The organism is Marinomonas sp. UCMA 3892, assembly GCF_012726345.1.
Classification (GTDB): Bacteria; Pseudomonadota; Gammaproteobacteria; order Pseudomonadales; family Marinomonadaceae; genus Marinomonas.
In genome coordinates this window covers 197,540-214,634 of sequence record NZ_PTXN01000006.1, presented here as the reverse complement: position 1 = coordinate 214,634, position 17,095 = coordinate 197,540, and the positions used below count along the sequence as shown (strand labels likewise).

At 42.4% G+C, this 17,095-nt stretch carries 20 protein-coding genes and 1 pseudogene; 7 read left to right on the top strand and 14 right to left on the bottom strand.

The features are described 5' to 3' along the window. Positions 1-40 precede the first annotated feature (40 nt). On the bottom strand, positions 41-1,159 hold the full coding sequence (locus B6N13_RS10385) for an S-(hydroxymethyl)glutathione dehydrogenase/class III alcohol dehydrogenase (RefSeq protein ID WP_012071346.1): 1,119 nt from the start codon (positions 1,157-1,159) through the stop codon (positions 41-43). A 216-nt stretch (positions 1,160-1,375) separates the two neighbouring features. Here B6N13_RS10385 and B6N13_RS10380 point away from each other — a divergent pair, with 216 nt between their 5' ends. Together B6N13_RS10380 and B6N13_RS10375 are read left to right on the top strand one after the other, a co-directional pair. Further along, entirely contained in the window at positions 1,376-2,266 is an 891-nt protein-coding gene (locus B6N13_RS10380) for a LysR family transcriptional regulator (protein ID WP_048814118.1), read from the top strand. A gap of 58 nt (positions 2,267-2,324) precedes the next feature. Next, positions 2,325-2,588: a DUF3820 family protein gene (locus B6N13_RS10375; protein WP_100188303.1), complete on the top strand. Its 264-nt coding sequence runs from the start codon at positions 2,325-2,327 to the stop codon at positions 2,586-2,588. On the opposite strand, the gene B6N13_RS10370 is transcribed toward B6N13_RS10375, so the two are convergent. Then, on the bottom strand, positions 2,585-3,046 hold the full coding sequence (locus B6N13_RS10370) for a GNAT family N-acetyltransferase (protein WP_012071349.1): 462 nt from the start codon (positions 3,044-3,046) through the stop codon (positions 2,585-2,587). The genes B6N13_RS10375 and B6N13_RS10370 overlap by 4 nt on opposite strands. A gap of 132 nt (positions 3,047-3,178) precedes the next feature. On the opposite strand from B6N13_RS10370, the gene B6N13_RS10365 reads away from it, so the two are divergent. Further along, positions 3,179-3,634 (top strand): GNAT family N-acetyltransferase, encoded by a 456-nt coding sequence (locus tag B6N13_RS10365; RefSeq protein ID WP_012071350.1) that lies wholly within the window; start codon positions 3,179-3,181, stop codon positions 3,632-3,634. A gap of 115 nt (positions 3,635-3,749) precedes the next feature. Continuing rightward, entirely contained in the window at positions 3,750-4,451 is a 702-nt protein-coding gene (locus B6N13_RS10360; RefSeq protein WP_169459301.1) for an aspartate/glutamate racemase family protein, read from the top strand. Between the two features lie 87 nt (positions 4,452-4,538). Here B6N13_RS10360 and B6N13_RS10355 read toward each other — a convergent pair whose 3' ends face one another. The 5 genes from B6N13_RS10355 to B6N13_RS10335 form a co-directional block, all read right to left on the bottom strand. Beyond that, entirely contained in the window at positions 4,539-5,930 is a 1,392-nt protein-coding gene (locus tag B6N13_RS10355) for a class II fumarate hydratase (protein ID WP_169459300.1), read from the bottom strand. Between the two features lie 15 nt (positions 5,931-5,945). Then, positions 5,946-6,302, bottom strand: coding sequence for a hypothetical protein (locus B6N13_RS10350; protein WP_012071353.1), 357 nt, complete (start codon positions 6,300-6,302; stop codon positions 5,946-5,948). A 256-nt stretch (positions 6,303-6,558) separates the two neighbouring features. Next, positions 6,559-7,038, bottom strand: a complete 480-nt coding sequence (locus tag B6N13_RS10345) for a peptidylprolyl isomerase (protein ID WP_012071354.1) — start codon at positions 7,036-7,038, stop codon at positions 6,559-6,561. A 112-nt stretch (positions 7,039-7,150) separates the two neighbouring features. Continuing rightward, entirely contained in the window at positions 7,151-7,738 is a 588-nt protein-coding gene (locus B6N13_RS10340; RefSeq protein ID WP_012071355.1) for a DUF1439 domain-containing protein, read from the bottom strand. After that, positions 7,738-8,610 carry a mechanosensitive ion channel domain-containing protein gene (locus tag B6N13_RS10335; protein WP_012071356.1) on the bottom strand — a complete coding sequence of 291 codons (873 nt, stop codon included), beginning with the start codon at positions 8,608-8,610 and terminating at the stop codon, positions 7,738-7,740. The genes B6N13_RS10340 and B6N13_RS10335 overlap by 1 nt, the downstream gene beginning before the upstream one ends. A 128-nt stretch (positions 8,611-8,738) precedes the next feature. On the opposite strand from B6N13_RS10335, the gene B6N13_RS23680 reads away from it, so the two are divergent. Beyond that, positions 8,739-9,158 carry a YebG family protein gene (locus B6N13_RS23680; RefSeq protein ID WP_169459299.1) on the top strand — a complete coding sequence of 140 codons (420 nt, stop codon included), beginning with the start codon at positions 8,739-8,741 and terminating at the stop codon, positions 9,156-9,158. A 46-nt stretch (positions 9,159-9,204) separates the two neighbouring features. Here the strand turns inward: B6N13_RS23680 and B6N13_RS10325 are convergent, their stop codons facing one another. The 6 genes from B6N13_RS10325 to B6N13_RS10300 form a co-directional block, all read right to left on the bottom strand. After that, on the bottom strand, positions 9,205-9,450 hold the full coding sequence (locus B6N13_RS10325) for a TIGR03643 family protein (protein ID WP_012071358.1): 246 nt from the start codon (positions 9,448-9,450) through the stop codon (positions 9,205-9,207). A gap of 90 nt (positions 9,451-9,540) precedes the next feature. Next, on the bottom strand, positions 9,541-10,431 hold the full coding sequence (locus B6N13_RS10320; RefSeq protein ID WP_012071359.1) for a LysR substrate-binding domain-containing protein: 891 nt from the start codon (positions 10,429-10,431) through the stop codon (positions 9,541-9,543). Between the two features lie 63 nt (positions 10,432-10,494). After that, entirely contained in the window at positions 10,495-11,217 is a 723-nt protein-coding gene (locus B6N13_RS10315) for an amino acid ABC transporter ATP-binding protein (protein ID WP_157036112.1), read from the bottom strand. Positions 11,218-11,233: 16 nt separating this feature from the next. After that, on the bottom strand, positions 11,234-12,181 hold the full coding sequence (locus tag B6N13_RS10310) for an amino acid ABC transporter permease (RefSeq protein WP_169459298.1): 948 nt from the start codon (positions 12,179-12,181) through the stop codon (positions 11,234-11,236). Positions 12,182-12,288: 107 nt separating this feature from the next. Next, positions 12,289-13,095 carry a transporter substrate-binding domain-containing protein gene (locus tag B6N13_RS10305; RefSeq protein ID WP_169459297.1) on the bottom strand — a complete coding sequence of 269 codons (807 nt, stop codon included), beginning with the start codon at positions 13,093-13,095 and terminating at the stop codon, positions 12,289-12,291. A 175-nt stretch (positions 13,096-13,270) separates the two neighbouring features. Next, complete coding sequence (locus B6N13_RS10300) at positions 13,271-14,488, bottom strand: cystathionine gamma-synthase family protein (RefSeq protein WP_169459296.1); 1,218 nt, start codon at positions 14,486-14,488, stop codon at positions 13,271-13,273. 328 nt (positions 14,489-14,816) lie between these two features. Here B6N13_RS10300 and B6N13_RS10295 point away from each other — a divergent pair, with 328 nt between their 5' ends. Continuing rightward, entirely contained in the window at positions 14,817-15,008 is a 192-nt protein-coding gene (locus tag B6N13_RS10295) for a hypothetical protein (protein ID WP_169459295.1), read from the top strand. Then, positions 14,974-15,387 (top strand): hypothetical protein, encoded by a 414-nt coding sequence (locus B6N13_RS10290; protein WP_169459294.1) that lies wholly within the window; start codon positions 14,974-14,976, stop codon positions 15,385-15,387. Before B6N13_RS10295 ends, B6N13_RS10290 begins: the two co-directional genes overlap by 35 nt. A 213-nt stretch (positions 15,388-15,600) precedes the next feature. Here B6N13_RS10290 and B6N13_RS10285 read toward each other — a convergent pair. Next, a pseudogene (locus B6N13_RS10285) lies at positions 15,601-16,941 on the bottom strand (IS1182 family transposase). Positions 16,942-17,095 lie beyond the last annotated feature (154 nt).

Genomic DNA, 17,095 nt, shown 5'->3' with positions numbered 1-17,095 from the left:
GCTAAATGGCTAACGGGATTAGTTCGTCTGAGCTTAGCGATTACTTTTGATCAAAAAGGATGACTGTACGAATACTTTCACCTTTATGCATCAAATCAAACGCTTCATTGATTTGCTCAAGTGGCATAGTGTGCGTTACGAATGGGTCGATTTCGATTTTGCCGTTCATATAGTCTTCTACATAACCTGGCAATTGGCTGCGACCTTTTACACCACCGAAAGCAGAACCTCTCCAAACTCGACCAGTAACCAATTGGAATGGACGGGTAGAGATTTCTTGACCTGCACCAGCTACACCAATGATGATGGATTCACCCCAACCTTTATGGCAACACTCAAGCGCAGAGCGCATCACTTGTACATTACCGATACACTCGAAAGAGTAATCCACACCACCATCAGTCATATCAACAATTACTTGCTGAATTGGAGCGTCAAAGTTTTTCGGATTAACGCAGTCAGTCGCGCCAAATTGCTTCGCCATTTCGAATTTAGATTCGTTAATATCAATAGCGATAATACGCGCAGCGCCAGCCATACGAGCGCCTTGGATACAGGACAGACCAATACCGCCAAGACCGAAGATAGCAACCGTATCACCTTTTTGAACTTTTGCAGTGTTTAATACAGCACCGATACCTGTGGTGATACCACAACCTAGTAAGCAGACTTTTTCTAGTGGTGCATCAACGTGGATTTTTGCCAAAGAAATTTCTGGAACAACACTGTACTCAGAAAAAGTAGACGTGCCCATGTAATGGAAAATAGGCTCTCCATTGATACTGAAACGGCTAGTGCCATCTGGCATAAGGCCTTTACCTTGAGTTTCACGAACCGCTTGGCAAAGGTTAGTTTTGCCAGACTTACAGAATTTACACTCACCACATTCAGCCGTGTAAAGTGGAATAACATGATCGCCCACTTTTAGGGTCGTAACGCCTTCACCTACAGCTTCTACAACACCTGCACCTTCGTGACCTAGGATCGCAGGGAAAATACCTTCTGGATCTTCACCAGACAAGGTAAACGCATCAGTGTGACAAACGCCTGTTGCGACCATACGAACAAGTACTTCACCTTTTTGTGGATCTTGAACGTCTACCTCTTCGATTTTAAGTGGTTGACCTGGTCCCCAAGCAACAGCAGCTTTACATTTCATAGCGCACTCCAATGTGTGTTTATAGTTTCGTTTCAATGTCATCAGTGTAGACGCAAATGATTACAAGGATAATCCCCCGTTTGGAAAATGATTGTTGCCATATAGCAACAATAATTTTAATAATGGCCATTTTAGTTATAATATAACAACTCATTCAGGTCAGATTCTAACGAGTCATCCAGACACACCTTAAGTATCAACCACAAAGAGAGCTCTATGAAAAATTGGGAAGCCATGGAAGCGTTTGTCGAAGTTGTTAGACAGGGCGGTTTTTCCGCTGCTGCTATTAAACTTAGCGTGTCAGCGTCTCACATTAGTCGTCTCATTACACAGCTCGAAGCTGAACTTGGCACAACACTCTTGTTTCGCACCACCAGACGCATTCGCTTAAGCGAAGCAGGAGAATTGTATTACCAGCATTGTCGTGGTTTGCCAGAAGCGTTAAGCAGCGCCGAAGAAGTTATTTCTTCCCTCAACCAAGCGCCAATCGGCGCCTTTAAAATGACCTGTGCTACGACATTTGGCGAACGCTACATTGCGCCATTAATGAATGATTTTTTACTCAATCACCCGAAGATTGAGCTGGATTTTCATCTCACCAATCGTTCGGTGGACTTGATAGAAGAAGGTTACGATCTGGCTATTCGCATGGGCGCCATGAAGGACTCCAGCCATTTGTCGCGTCGTTTATGTGACAGAGTGGAATACCTTTGCGCGTCAAGAGACTACATAGATCAACATGGCATGCCGCATACACTAGCGGAATTAAATAAGCACCGTTGCCTCATTGGCTCTAAAAATCATTGGCTGTTTCAGCAAGATGGGCAACGCAAAGAAGCGAAAGTCAGTAGCAATTGGCGCAGTAACTCAGGTCCTGCTTTACTAGATGCCGTGCGAAAAGGGTTGGGAATCGCGCAGTTGCCAGACTATTACGTCGCCGATGACCTTGCCAGTGGTAAGCTCATTCCCTTGTTAACGCAATATCAGTACCCTTACAGCGGTGTTTGGCTGGTCTACCCCAAGGTACGTCAACCATCACCAAAGCTACAAAGTATTTGCGACTACCTGATTCAGCGTTTTAAACAAAATCCGCCATTTGCCAAATAACCCACATATGTTTAAATACACGCACTTATTATTGACTCTGAGCCATTAAGCGAAGCCCATGTTCTCACAAGAAGATCTAGTTCAAGTTGCTCGTCAAACCATGCCATTTGGTAAATACCAAGGTCGTGTTTTGATTGATCTACCAGAAGCCTATTTACTCTGGTTTGCTCACGAAGGCTGGCCGAACGGCAATCTTGGACAATGGTTACAATTGGCGTTAGAAATTAAAATTAATGGCTTGGAAAAGTTGGTCGATCCCTTGCGTAAACCGACTGAGAAAAAACCTGACGAGCCGAAAGTTCGCATTCGCTTTGATGATTAGCCCGCTATAAAAGAAGTTTTTGGATAAACATAGAACAACACACTGCCTTCTTGTTTATCCAAAACAAAACCCACACGTTCAGCCACTTTCAAAGAACCAAAATTATCAGCTTTAACCTGTGCCACTAATGATTCATCAAAGCTTCGCACCAATTTGGACAGCATTTGATAAGCAACACCTTTTCCGCGCACTTCTGGTGCAACAGTCCATGATAATTCCCACGCATTTTCCACGCGATCCGCTCGACAAGTTCCAACCGCTACGCCATCTATTTCAGCAATCCATAATTGCCGTTGATCCGGTTTATTTAGCGAGTTACTCAGCCACTCAATATGCACATCTAAGCTAATAACATCTTGATTATGAGAGGCTTCTCGAGTAGCTGGATCATTACGCCACTCCAGCAAACGCTCAGCATCTGCCATTTCAGCGGATCGTAAATTTAATAGGTCTGTCATATAAAACCTTTCACTAATCTAGAGCTTACTTTAACGAGCAGTATACACTGTTGTTTAATACCCAAATACTCTTAGTTTCGGTATAAAAATTGCTTCATTTTCACACCTAAAAAAAACAGGACGATACACCCAATGGATATCAGAATCGATGATTTATCTGGCCCAGAAGTCAAAAAAATACTCACCGAACATCTTGAAGATATGTTTGCGACCTCTCCGCCTGAATGCGTTTTTGCATTAGATCTAGATGGATTAAAAAAACCAAACATTACCTTTTGGACAGTTTGGGAAAACAGTCAATTACTCGGCTGCGGCGCATTAAAAATACTAGACGAAACACACGCTGAAATTAAATCTATGCGCACCACCAGTGCTGCTCGCAACAAAGGCATTGCTTCTACCCTACTTAGGCATATCATCGATGTAGCCAAGCAAAAAGGGCTCAATAAAATCAGCCTAGAAACAGGATCACAAGACTTCTTCGCACCAGCCAGAAAGCTTTACGCAAAACACGACTTTATTGAGTGCGGTCCTTTTGCCGACTACAAATTAGATCCTTATAGCGTATTTATGACTCGTAACCTGTAGAAAGGTCATTGTTGCATTACAGTCCGCTTTATTTATTTAATCATCTGTACATTACAGCCATTGAATAAGCTCGTTAGACTTTATGTATTCTGAATGGGAAACAAAGGATGCGAGCATGAAAACAATCGGCATTATTGGTGGCATGAGTTGGGAGTCTTCCGCTTTGTACTACCAAAATATCAATGAGATGACTAAGCAGAAATTAGGCGGGCTGCATTCAGCTAAGATTATTTTATCCAGTGTTGATTTTGCCGAGATTGAGCGCTTGCAACATCTAGGCGATTGGACGCAACTAGGAGAAATACTTACAGCAGAAGCTAAACGTTTAGAGCAAGCCCAAGCAGACTTCATTCTTATCGCAACCAATACCATGCACAAGGTGGCAGATATTGTTCAAAATGCCATACAGATTCCTTTACTGCACATTGCTGATGCGACGGCCAAAGAGCTTGTTAAGAAAAAATATCAGAAAGTTGGCTTTATTGGTACTCGCTATTCCATGGAAGAAGACTTCTATATTAAACGACTAGAAGAGCAATATGGTTTAGTGGTAATCACACCATCGAAGCAAGACCGAGACAATATCCATAGAATTATTTACGAGGAATTATGTCTCGGTAAAATCCTCCCTGAATCAAGGGAAACTTATATAGACATTGTTAATCGCCTTCATGCAGCCGGAGCGGAAGCTGTCATTGAAGGATGCACGGAAATCACCCTACTGCTCAAGCAAGAACACGTCATTGTGCCTTTATTTGATACCACCTACATTCACGCCAAAGCCGCAGTGGATGAAGCCTTAACCCCCACACTTTGAGCATAAAAAAAAGCCAGCGTGAACGCTGGCTCGCTTTCGTTATTTGGTAAGGGAACAACCAAATAATGAAATCTTATCTACACTTGCTTAGATCCCACCGTGAGTTAATTTCGCAGGATCAAGCAGAGCCAATAACTCCTCTCGATCTAGATCCGTTTCCTCTTCTGCCACATCCACCACTGGGCGACCTTCTTTGTACGCTTTTTTTGCAATCTCTGCGGCTTTTCCATAACCGATAATCGGATTAAGTGCGGTTACTAAAATAGGGTTACGATGCAATGCTTGATTCAATTTATCTTCATTAACAGTTAGCGTCGCAATGGCATTATCTGCTAAAAGCTGTCCACTATTTGCCAATAGCTTGATACTGTTTAGCAAATTTTTGGCAATCATTGGCAACATAACGTTCAATTCAAAATTACCCGATTGACCACCGATAGTAATCGCTGCGTCGTTACCAATAACTTGTGCGGCAACCATAGCCGTGGCTTCTGGAATCACGGGATTCACTTTGCCTGGCATAATAGACGAGCCAGGTTGCAAGGCTTGTAGAGAAATTTCGCCTAAACCAGCTAATGGACCAGAGTTCATCCAACGCAGGTCATTGGCAATTTTCATATAGGTCACCGCAACCGCTTTTAACTGACCAGATAAGGCAACAGCCGTATCTTGGGAACCGATCAAGGCGAAAAAATCATTGCCCTTGCTGAAAGTGACATTGGTTAAATTAGACAATTCTTTGGCAAACAGTTCAGCGAATTCTGGATGAGCATTAATACCTGTTCCAACCGCAGTTCCGCCTTGGGCAAGCTGGGTGGTTTTACTTTCAAGGTAAGTTAGATTATCAATATTGTCTTGCAGTTGAGCAGCCCAAGCATGGAAAGTTTGATCCAATCGAACTGGCATGGCATCCATTAAATGTGTTCTACCTGTTTTTGTATATCCAGCAAGCGCTGTACCTTTTTCGAGGATGGTGTCTTTTAGATGAACTAATGCTGGAAGCAGATGACCGGTTAACTCTAACGTCGCGCTAACATGAATCGCACTGGGAATCACGTCATTACTGCTTTGACCATAGTTTACATGATCATTTGGATTCACCACTGAGTCATTAACGTCTGAGCAATAGTAAGCACTCGCCAAGGTGGCGATCACTTCATTAGCATTCATGTTCGAACTAGTACCAGAACCAGTTTGGAAAACATCCACAGGAAAATGCTGCATAAGATTATCGCTATCCAAAAGCTCATCACAGGCATTTTGAATCGCTTTAGACATTTCTGGAGTTATGCATTCAAGAGACTCATTAGCTCGTGCAGCAGCAGCTTTGATTAAGATAAGAGAGCGAATAAAGGCTTCAGGCAATGGCTCATCGCTAATCGGAAAGTTATTGATAGCTCGCTGAGTTTGGGCGCCGTAAAGTGCTTGTTCAGGGACTTCTAACTCGCCCATGCTGTCTTTTTCAATACGCATTTTCATTAGTAAATGATGTCCTTATTGTTCGAAGGAAGAAATAAAATAATGGCTCAAAACTCGTAAATTATGCTCCATCTTGAAATAGTTCTTGGCATCTTGATACGTCACAATTAAATGCTTTAGGTGTGACAAAGGCAAATACACCTTATCTAAACAAGTCTGACGCCAGTGAGGTGCGATACTTGTATCGCAAACCGTATCCAGCAAGACATTAAACACTCTTTGATGCAGTAAAGTCGCATCGGTAATATTTAATCGCTCAGCGTACTCTTCTGTTAGGTTCAAATAATGATAGAGCACTTCTGGAGAATCTGCACACTGCCCTCCTTGAATAGTCTGCTCGAGCACTGAAAATGGCACTAAATAATGACTCATCGCTTGGCCCTCTAAAATTCTAAAACACAAAATATAAATGATAACTATTATCAATAATGTGCGTAAAATCCAGATCTGTCAATCAATTGATAACGATTCTTATTAAATACCAATATTCCCTGCGATTACTTGATTAAAATCAATCTTCTCTAACACTCTAAAAAATAAAGGGATAAAAATACAAAAGCCCCTGCTACGTCATCCGTAACAAGGGCTTATAGAAATTACTCTATTCAACACTCAGAGTACTTTCCTCTTAATGATGATGACCACCTACACCGTGTGCATGACCATGAGCAATTTCATCGTTCGTTGCTTCACGAGAGTCAACGATTTGAATATTGAAAGTTAAATCTTTGCCGGACAATGGATGATTCAAATCAACAGTGGCGTGTTTCAAACCTACTTTAACAACAGTCACCTGACGCATGCCTTTGTCGGTTTGCACCATAGCAACCATGCCAGCTTTCCAGCGTTTCGCGCCTTGTAAATGTTTGACAGGCACTTGTTGCTGACGATCTTCATGACGCTCACCATAGGCATCAGCACAAGCAATAGTCACTTCAAATTCATCACCGACTTCTTTTCCTTCCATCGCTTTTTCAAGTCCTGGAATAACATTGCCGTGGCCATGTAAATAAGCCGCGGCATCTTTACCCGCAGAAGTTTCGATCAACTCTTCGCCATGACGCAAAGTATAGTGAAATTGAACGACTTGATTGTCTGCTATCGACATGCTGTTTCCTCATTTTTAATTCAATAATTAAGCGTCAGCGCTTAGTCCATCTGATTCTATAGTATTTGGCCATTATAGTGACTTCGCAGAGACTTACCTAGACCCGTCTTATCTAAAAAATAGAAAGCTCTAAAGAATCTTCTTTGATAATAATGTCTTTCACCATAGCAGCAGCGGTTTTCTCAAATGGAGAATGGTTCAGCACATAGACCGGATGTTCATCAAAATATTGTACCAGTGCTTTTTCAAAGTCATCATGCAATGACCCTAAAGTAGATCGCAGCATTTTGTCATTAAAGCTTGAGCCTTCTACCTCAATTTGGGTGATTTTTGGCGCGACCAAATACAGGCGATCTTCTTCAATACGTACACCGGATTCAAAAGAAGGATTTACCCGAGCTGACAATGAAAATGTTTGACCAAACGCGGTTAACGTCCCGGTCATTTTACTAATCATATCAACCAGCACTAAACCACCATCACGCTCAGTAAAATCAATATGCGCCGATGTCACCACAAGATCTAAATTAAGCGTATTACTGTCTAAAGTAAGTTGAATATGATTTTCTTGCGGCTGGGCCAATTGCTTAGCCACTTCTTTATTTACATCATCTTCACTCACACGAAAACTATTGCAACCAGCCAAAAGCACAGAAGTAAATATCAAAATAAGGGGGACAAAAGTACGAGTAAATCGCATTATTCCTCTCCTATTCCGTTAGTATTCATATTGCGTTTTTCATACCAGAAAGTCATAAAGTCCTCGATAACTTTTTGCTCTATTTCAACCGCTTCATCCGTTGGACAAAACAGTGAAATGCTAAAAACATTATAACCTTCAACTGTTGTAGTGATACGAACTCGCGGCTCAGGGCCGGATATTTTGATGTCCAAGCGTTTCTCAATAAGGCTGTTATAGCGTATCGCGACGTCATGAAAATGCTCACTGTACTCGCGAATTTTCTCTAAAATTTGCTCTTTTATGGTAAACAAATTCACGTCATCTGCATGGCGAGAAATAGAAAAAGTATGAGTGACATAACGACGCATGTAATTCAGATTTTGCACTGTATGCAGCAATAAAACACTATTTGGAACCACTGTCGTGCGGCCCGTATAAGTGTAGCTACCACCTTTTAAGTCGACTTCAAATAAGGTTGTCGATAGCCAGTCACTGTCGGTTACTTCGCCTTCATAATTAGCGATGCGTATCCAGTCACCAACCTGATATGGACGTGTACTAGCGCGATAAAACGCACCAACAATACAAGCGATAAACTCTTTCGTTGCAATAACCAATGCCACCATGAAGGCGGCGATTGAGATCGCTATATTTTGTAACTCAGATGACCAAATAAGAACCAGACCGACAACCAAAAGCAAATTAAATATATTATCGACCGTATTAATTCTTTGACGTTTTTTATCGTGTTCTGTCTTTTGATGAAGTCGAATAGCGCGCTTAGTGTAACGTCGAACAATGTAAGACAATAAAATCCAAGCGACTGTTAAAACAATCTCAACATGATCCATTAAAATGGAAAAGTCTAATTGGGAAAAATCAACAGGCATAAAAAGTGTTTCCTTTATTAAGCCTACTACTTTAACAATCATTGCTAGGATCAACAAACAAAAGCGCTAGACAAACAATGAAAAATAACTGTATATTTATACAGTATTATTTTTTCACGAGGTGAATTATGCCTGTAATTATCAAATATGTTGTAGAACGCGATGGAATCGAAAAAATGACGTTTACTTCAAAAGTAGAAGCTGATGCGTACGACAAATTGTTGGATACTGCCGAAGCGCTGTATGAAATTTTAGATCAAAGCGAACTAGCTGGAGATCACAGTCAAAAAGAAGCGCTTTCCATGTATCTCGCACAAAATAAAGACTCTATTTTGGACGTTTTTAGCAATAAAAAGAAAAGCCCTCAGAAATCTAAAAAAGCGCATAAAGCATCCAGCACACAGCTCAATCTAGCAGAAGCGGCACCTAAAAAAACACTTGAAGACTTAGTAATAGAACCAGATGAAGATGTGGTTTATAACGAAGACGAAAGTACTGTTGTATTTGATGACGAATTAACAGATTACCGTGAAAGTGATGCAGCGTAATGCCGCATCCCTTTCGTTACTCCAAAACTAATAATGCTTCAAATAACTAACGGCCTTTATTAGCACGAATTTTATACTGCGTTTTACAGTAACCACGAGAAATATCAGGATTGCGCAGCGCCAAATGTTTACTCGCACGGCCAGATACTCTAGCCCGCCAATTTTTAAAGGCTTTAGATTTTAGATTGCTACGCATTAACAAAATAACATCAGGCTCTGAAAGCCCATAAAGAGTTTGAATTGCTTCAAATGGCGTGCGGTCTTCCCAAGCCATTTCGATAATTCGTGACATGTCTGGAGTCAAAATATGCCCTTAAGTAATAACCATGATGCGAGTTATACGAAGGTCCTCAATCAACAGATCACCTATTTTCAATAACACTTATTTAGCAAGATGTACTTGCCGAACTAACCAATCGAAAAACACAGCCGCAGCACCATGTAATTCAGCACCAGATCGTCGTACTAAATAAAACGATTCACTGGCTTCAACGCCTTGTCCAAACGGCGCGACTAGTTTTCCTTCATTCAACATATCTTCAACCATAGAAGAACGCGCCAAGGCCACACCTTGCCCCAGTTCTGCCATGCGCAATGTCGACACAAGCGTATCGAATTGCATACCCACTGACGAATCAACACTATCCACACCCATGATATTCAGCCAATAGCCCCACCCTTCTTCGTAACCGATAACATGCAGAAGCGAATGATTCGCTAAATCCGCTGGCTCCAGCAAAGGTGATCGCAACATCAATTCAGGTGAACACACAGGCACCAAGGTGTCCCAAGTTAATCGCTGCGAGATCAACCCCGGCCATTCGCCATGCCCCCAACGAATTTCCATATCGTCTTCATCGTCTAGGGCTTGTACCCATATATTGCTCACGTAGCGAATATCATATTGAGGATAAGTCATACTAAAATCAGTCAGCTTGGGCGCTAACCAATGAGAAAAGAACGACAAGCTGCCGCAAATTTTGATGATTTGTTTATCATGCTGAGTAAAGATTTCGTTTGTGCCAGCCGCCAAACGAGAAATCGCGTCCTTCACTACAGGAAAGTAAGAGCGCCCTTCTTCAGTTAAACTCAAACCACGCGGTAAACGTTTAAATAACGACACGCCCAAATGACTTTCTAGCAAACGAATCTGCTGGCTAACGGCGCCTTGAGTTAAGCACAACTCTTCCGCTGCATGAGTGAAATTAAGACATCGGGCAGATACTTCAAAGGTATGCAACCAATTTAATGGAGGAAGGGATTTCTTATTCATGATGAATATCCAAAAAAGGAGAGAATCTTGACCAACAATTGTGGCCAAGATTTGTCATCAATACTAGAGGACTTGCCCAAGGAAACGCTGTAGACGCGGATTATCAGAACTAAAGAAGCGCTCAGGACTTTCTTCGAAAACCAACTCACCATCCTCCATGAATACCACTCGATCCGCCACTTCACGAGCAAAGCCCATTTCATGGGTTACCACGACCATGGTCATGCCATCACTGGCGAGGCTTTTCATTACGTCAAGCACTTCCCCAACCATTTCTGGATCAAGAGCACTGGTTGGCTCGTCAAACAGCATAATTTTAGGGTGCATGGCTAACGCTCTTGCTATTGCCACACGTTGCTGCTGACCGCCAGACAAATGCGATGGATAATTATTCATGCGCTCAGCTAGGCCTACTTTTTTGAGTAGCTCACGGCCTTCTTGTTCCGCTACTGCACGGGGCTTTTTCTTCACCTTAATCGGCGACAAAGCCACATTACCCAAAGCTGTTTTATGTGGAAAAAGATTGAAGGACTGGAACACCATGCCCACTTCTTCACGCACTTTATTGATGTTGGTTTTCCTATCGGTCAAACTCACTTCATCAATATGAATCGTGCCATCAGAAATGGTTTCCAACTGATTCAAAGTACGTAAAAACGTCGACTTGCCTGAACCGCTTGGCCCAATAATCACGACGACTTCACCACGATTAATATCGAGAGAAACGTTTTTTAAGGCATGACAACCATTCGGGTAAATCTTTTCAATATTACGAGCTTGAATGATGCTCTTATCGGTCCTATTAGTCACTGGCAGATAACCTCTTTTCAAGTCGCTGAATGGCCCAAGACAAGCCGCCAGTTAACACTAAGTACATAAGCGCAACGGCAAACCATACTTCAAATGGTGCAAAAGTAGAACTAACCACTTCTCGGCCAGCCTTAGTTAAATCTGTAATAGAAATCACCGATACCAAAGACGAGTCTTTAATCAGGTTAATAAACTGTCCGGCCATTGGCGGTAGAGTACGTTTAAACGCCTGCGGCAAAATCACATTAACCATGGCTTGAACATAATTCATGCCTAAGCTGCGTGCGGCTTCCATTTGCCCTGGGCTAATTGACTGAATACCAGAACGCACGATTTCTGCGATATAGGCACCAGTAAACACAGACAAGGCTGCCACACCTGCAGTAAAACGATCTAAATCCAACACAGTGCCGATAAAAAAGTAGAAGATAAAAATCTGCACTAATAATGGCGTGCCACGAATAAGTTCAATGTAAGTCACAGACAAATAACGTAATGCAGGATTAGTTGATATACGAGCCAAACCAGCAAACAACCCGATAACCACAGCAAAAACTAACGACACCACAGACAATTGTAATGTCATCACTAGCCCCCAAGTCAGCGGGCCAATATTCCAGCTTTCTACTTCGACAAGGGGATCACCTTCAAACACTAAATCGCCATTATTAACCAGCAAGTTATCAAACTTTTTAATTACTAACGGATCGTCACCATAATCGGAAGTCACCACCAGCTTATTACCTTTCTCTATTGTAGCGGTGCCATCAAAGGGGGATCGAACCGTCGTAGCTTCGGTGTTAATGATGTACTGCGGGATACGTTCCCAGCGCCATGTGTAGTCAATGCTTTTGCTGCCAGCATAAATGCCAAAGCCTAGTCCTATGATGATTAGAACAAAGACTGCTTTCCACAAAAGTAGATGAGATTGTTTTTCCATCGATGAGAAGTCCCGTCGTGTTTTTTAACTCAAAGAGCCGTGTTTTACTCAAAGAAGAGCCAACAAAAAGTGGCGCTAATCTGCGCCACTTTTGTCTGGTATCTATATTACTGAACGTTGCTGATCCAAGAGCTGCTAGCAAACCATTTTTGATAGATCTTGTCGTAAGTACCATCGCCTTTAATTTGCGCAAGGTAGTTATTCAAGAAATTCATAAAATCTGGGTCACCTTTGCGGATTGCAAAACCAAGTGGCTCGTAGGTGAAAGACTCGTCTAAATGCACTACTTTGCCTTCATTCTGAGCAGAATAGATAGCGTTATAAGGCAAGTCATAAACAAAAGCATCCGCATTGCCATTCACCACTTCTAATACACCTTCTGACTCTGTTTCAAACAGATTCAACTTGGCGTTGCTCATGTATCTTTTTACGGCATAATCGGATGTTGCACCCAATTTAGTCGCTATAGTGTATTTAGCATCGTTTAAGTCACGGTAATTAGTGACTTTACCTTTTAACTTAGGGCTTAAAAGAATCGTCTGGCCAACAACAATATAGGGATCGGTAAAGTTCACTTTCAAGTTACGCTCAGGTGTAATCGTCATACCAGAGATAATAATGTCGCACTTGTCAGTCAACAACGCTGGAATGATGCCATCCCATGCAGTGTTACGAATATCTAATTTTACACCCATTGCTTTTGCCATAGTTTTCGCAATATCTACGTCAAAACCAACAATGTCGCCTTTTTTATCGCGCATATCAAAAGGCATATAACCGGCTTCAGCACAAACACGAAGCTCACCACGGTTAAGTACTTGGTTTAACGTAGACTTTTCCCACAGGTCATTATCTGAAGCTGATGCCAGCGTTGCGCTACATAGAGCCAATGCACTAATAAATATTTTTTTCATTCTTTTATGTCCCCAATTTTTGAAAAAACAAACCCTAATCTGTTTTAAATGCATTACTCGAACGCCATTTTCTAGCGGCGCATAATACAGGAGTTGCGACAAACAGTCCCTATTGAAACGCTAATGCATTCCACTGTATTTTTCATTTTGCTCAGAATTAAACCAAGTCAGTTTCTTAGCGAGAAAGCGCCCTGACTCGTTCAAACGCCTGCTGTAAATCAGCGATTAAATCTTCAGTGTCTTCGATCCCCACAGAGATGCGCACTAAACCTTCGGAGATACCTAGCGCCAAACGCTCTTCTAAAGTATTTTCAACATGGCTTGTGGTTCTGGCTGGCCCGTAAATGGTTTCTACCGCACCCAAGTTACCCGCACAATGAGCGTATTGTAATTGCGGCAATAAGATCTTCACCGTATCCATACCACCAACCAGAACAAAACTCACAATTGCTCCAAAGCCTCGCATTTGCTCACAGGCAATAGCATGATTCGGATGACTTGGCAGACCTGGATAATTTACCGCTTCAACCAAAGTTTCAGTCAATAAATATTCCGCAATCGCCTGTGCGCTGCTTTGTTGCTGACGAATCCGTAGTGCTAAAGTTTTCATACCACGAATAATCAAATACGCCGAAAATGGATCCAACGACGCGCCATTAATTTCTCGATAATGACGAACCTTTGCCATTAGTTCTTCACTGCCACATACCAAACCGCCCATAGCATCGGCGTGACCGCTCAAAAACTTGGTCGCACTGTGCACAACAATGTCGACACCAAGCGCCAAAGGACTTTGATTCAGCGGTGTCGCAAAAGTGTTATCCGCAATCACCAAGGCGCCGACTTTTTTAGCCGCAGCGACAAGACGTTTTATATCGACAATTTTTAACGTTGGGTTAGTTGGTGTTTCCAAATACAAAACATCGCAACCTTTAGCGATTTCCCCTTCGATTTGCTCATTACTGTGCGTTTCACACAGCGTCACACTCACGCCCATGCGCGGTAAAAATTCTTCAAAGACTTTATTGGTGCCGCCGTAACTGTCTTTCGTCGATACAACACGGCAGCCATTCGATAAAAAGGTATAAAGCACACTACTGATCGCCGCCATGCCCGTACTAAAGGCAACCGCCGACTCAGCGTTTTCTAAGCCGCAAATCTTGGCTTCTAGGGTTTCTACGGTAGGATTGCTCATACGGCTATAAATAAAACCGGGGGCAGCGCCTAAAGCAACGTCGTACCATTCGTCAATATCTTGGTAGCCATACGCCGCACTGGCGACGATCGGCGTTTGCGTAGCACGGTAAGGATGCTTTACTTGCTCACCAGTCCATACCGAACGAGTTCCACTTCCAGCTTGATCAAGGGCAGACTTCGCCATTTTATTGCTCATTACACATCTCTCACATTTAACGACTAAACAGCCAGTACCAATTCCACAGGCTTTCACTATAGCCAAACGATCAAAACCCGAGAAATCATCTTATCAAGCACTAAGGGTCGTTTTTTTTAATGGATGAAACCCAAAACCCCCTTCTACTTAAGCATGACCAAATACTATAAAAAGTGGATTGGGAAATACAAATCACGGTTTTCTTTAAGTTTTTTTGACCAAAATGCTGGTAAACATTAAAAAAGCAGATTTCCGCTTTTCTCCAATGAAGTCGCTATTTAAAATCCTACCTCTCTTCACACCATTGTTTTTAATGGAAAATAATCTAATGGAATTAACAAAAATTATTACGACAACCACTTTACTCGCTGGCGCGACATTGGCCCATGCAAGTAATACACATTTTGGTTTACAGGTTGGGGTAGCATCAGGTGGTGATACGCTTGGTACAGTCACGTATGCCAATCATGAGCAGGAAGATTTAGATGCTTTTCGGCGCTTATACTCTTACCCCGCTTAACCAAAATGGCTTAGCAATGAAAGTGGGAATTGGCTACCACAGTGACGATATCACCGCCAGCAACGGGGAAGCTTCTTTTTTTCGATTCCCTATTGATGCTCTCATCAGTCAAGAAGGCGAAAAGTGGCAATTCGGATTGGGAATCACCTATCATTTAAACCCTGAGTATGAATCCAGCTTTACAACTCATGACCTTATCAAGGCTGATGATGCGTTGGGCATGATAGTTGAAGTAAATTATAAAATCCTGGGCAAGCGGCTGTTTGGCCCATCTCTACAACTCGGTGTCCGTTATACCGGTATTGAATACAAGTTTCATGGGGTAACAAAAAAGTTTGACGGTTCCAATCTCGCAGCCATGTTGAGTTTCACTTTCTAAAAATCGCCTATACTAGATATACTCCAAGCCCTTTAAAAGGGCTCAGGTTACTAATAAACCCCAGCTTTTTGCTGGGGTTTTATTTTTTAGAACCTTATGTTTGTTGTCTTTTCTAAACAGTTACACTCATGTCATCATTTACTCAGGGGACTTTGAGACCTTTTATGGGTCCTATATTCACCGATTTTGTCCGTTTTTATGATCAATGAGGCTCTAACAGAGCATCATGGCTATCTTTTTCAAATTTTGGGCCACAGCACAATCAACAAACATTGTGACGTGACTTTTGTTTTTCCTCTAAACCGTGCGTAGCGATAACCATGCAGCTCTTTTGCATCGGCAAAGCTTCTTTCGACCGTCTCTTTTCGCCTTGTATAGACAGCCTTGCCTGCTGGCGTTAGCGGTGGGCATTAATACGCTTCTTTGCTATCCTCCCAAACATGGCGTGTGATAGTCTTCACCGATTTTTGGTTGGTTGTACAGCGATGTCTCCCGGGACACGCTTGGCAGATCAGGCCGTTTGAGCCGTAATGACGACAACCTTCTCTTGACGTGTTTTTGTAAATGAGCGGTTCGCCTTGTGGGCAGTGGTAAACGTCTTGCTTTGCATCGTATTTATACTCGCGTTTATAAAAGAAGCCTTTCTTATGATTTGGACGACGATAGTCCCTACATAGATGTTTCGTGCTTCTAATCCATAACAAACGGCCGAGGTAAAATACCCTGTATCCACCCCAATTGACGTAATAACGAAGTTAAATCAATTCTTGATTCGATCCAGTCGTTCTAAATAGGGAACGGCATCATGGATATTGCCTGCGGTAACATGAACATCCGTAATGATGTTGCAGCGACTATCTACCGTTCATGATCTAGGTAGAAGAACCCTTTAGGCTTGGCATCACGTACCATGTAACCACTGTCAGAGTCGGTTGTACTTTGTTTAATTTCTCGTGTGTCCACCTGCGTTTTATCAGGTGGAAGTGACTTTTTTCCGTGAGCGAGTCGATCCTCCTCAATAGCCTAGTCCAGTTCATCTATGTACGCCTGACGAGATTGTTCAACAAGGGCTTTCTCAAAATGCTTCTTGTTGGCATTGGCCTTTAGATGAGTGGAATCTATGTAGAAGGTATGCCCACCGACCAATTTGCGTTTCATTGCTTGGAATACGATTTGATCAAAAATCTGCTGATACACATCCGATTCTTTAAAGCGGCGTATACGGTTAGCACTTAACGTTGAGGCATCAGGCACTTTGTCTGTCAAGCCTAAGCCTAGGAACCAACGGTAAGCTACATTGACCTGCACCTCGCTAATCAACTGACGTTCACTACGGATGTCGAAAAGGTAACTAATAAACAGCAGTTTAAACATGAGCGTTGGATCTAGAGCGGGACGACCATTGTCAGCGCAATAAAAATCTTTAACAAAATCATGCAAAAACGGAAAGTCGATAGTTCGATCAATCTTGCAAAGCAAGTGATCACTGAGGGCAAGCTCGTCGATGGAAACAATCTCTAAAGTAGACTGGGTTTGGGGGCGTTCTTTAAGCATACGTTATTATAAAAAATCCCCGCCCCCGCCGAATGGCTCAAACTTTATCAGCAGTCTGAGCCCTTTAAAAGGGCTTTTTATTTGCCTGAGAGTGCCACTTACTGGCCCTGTTCTAAGGTATACTCGCAGACAAATCTCCATTTTTAACTGATGT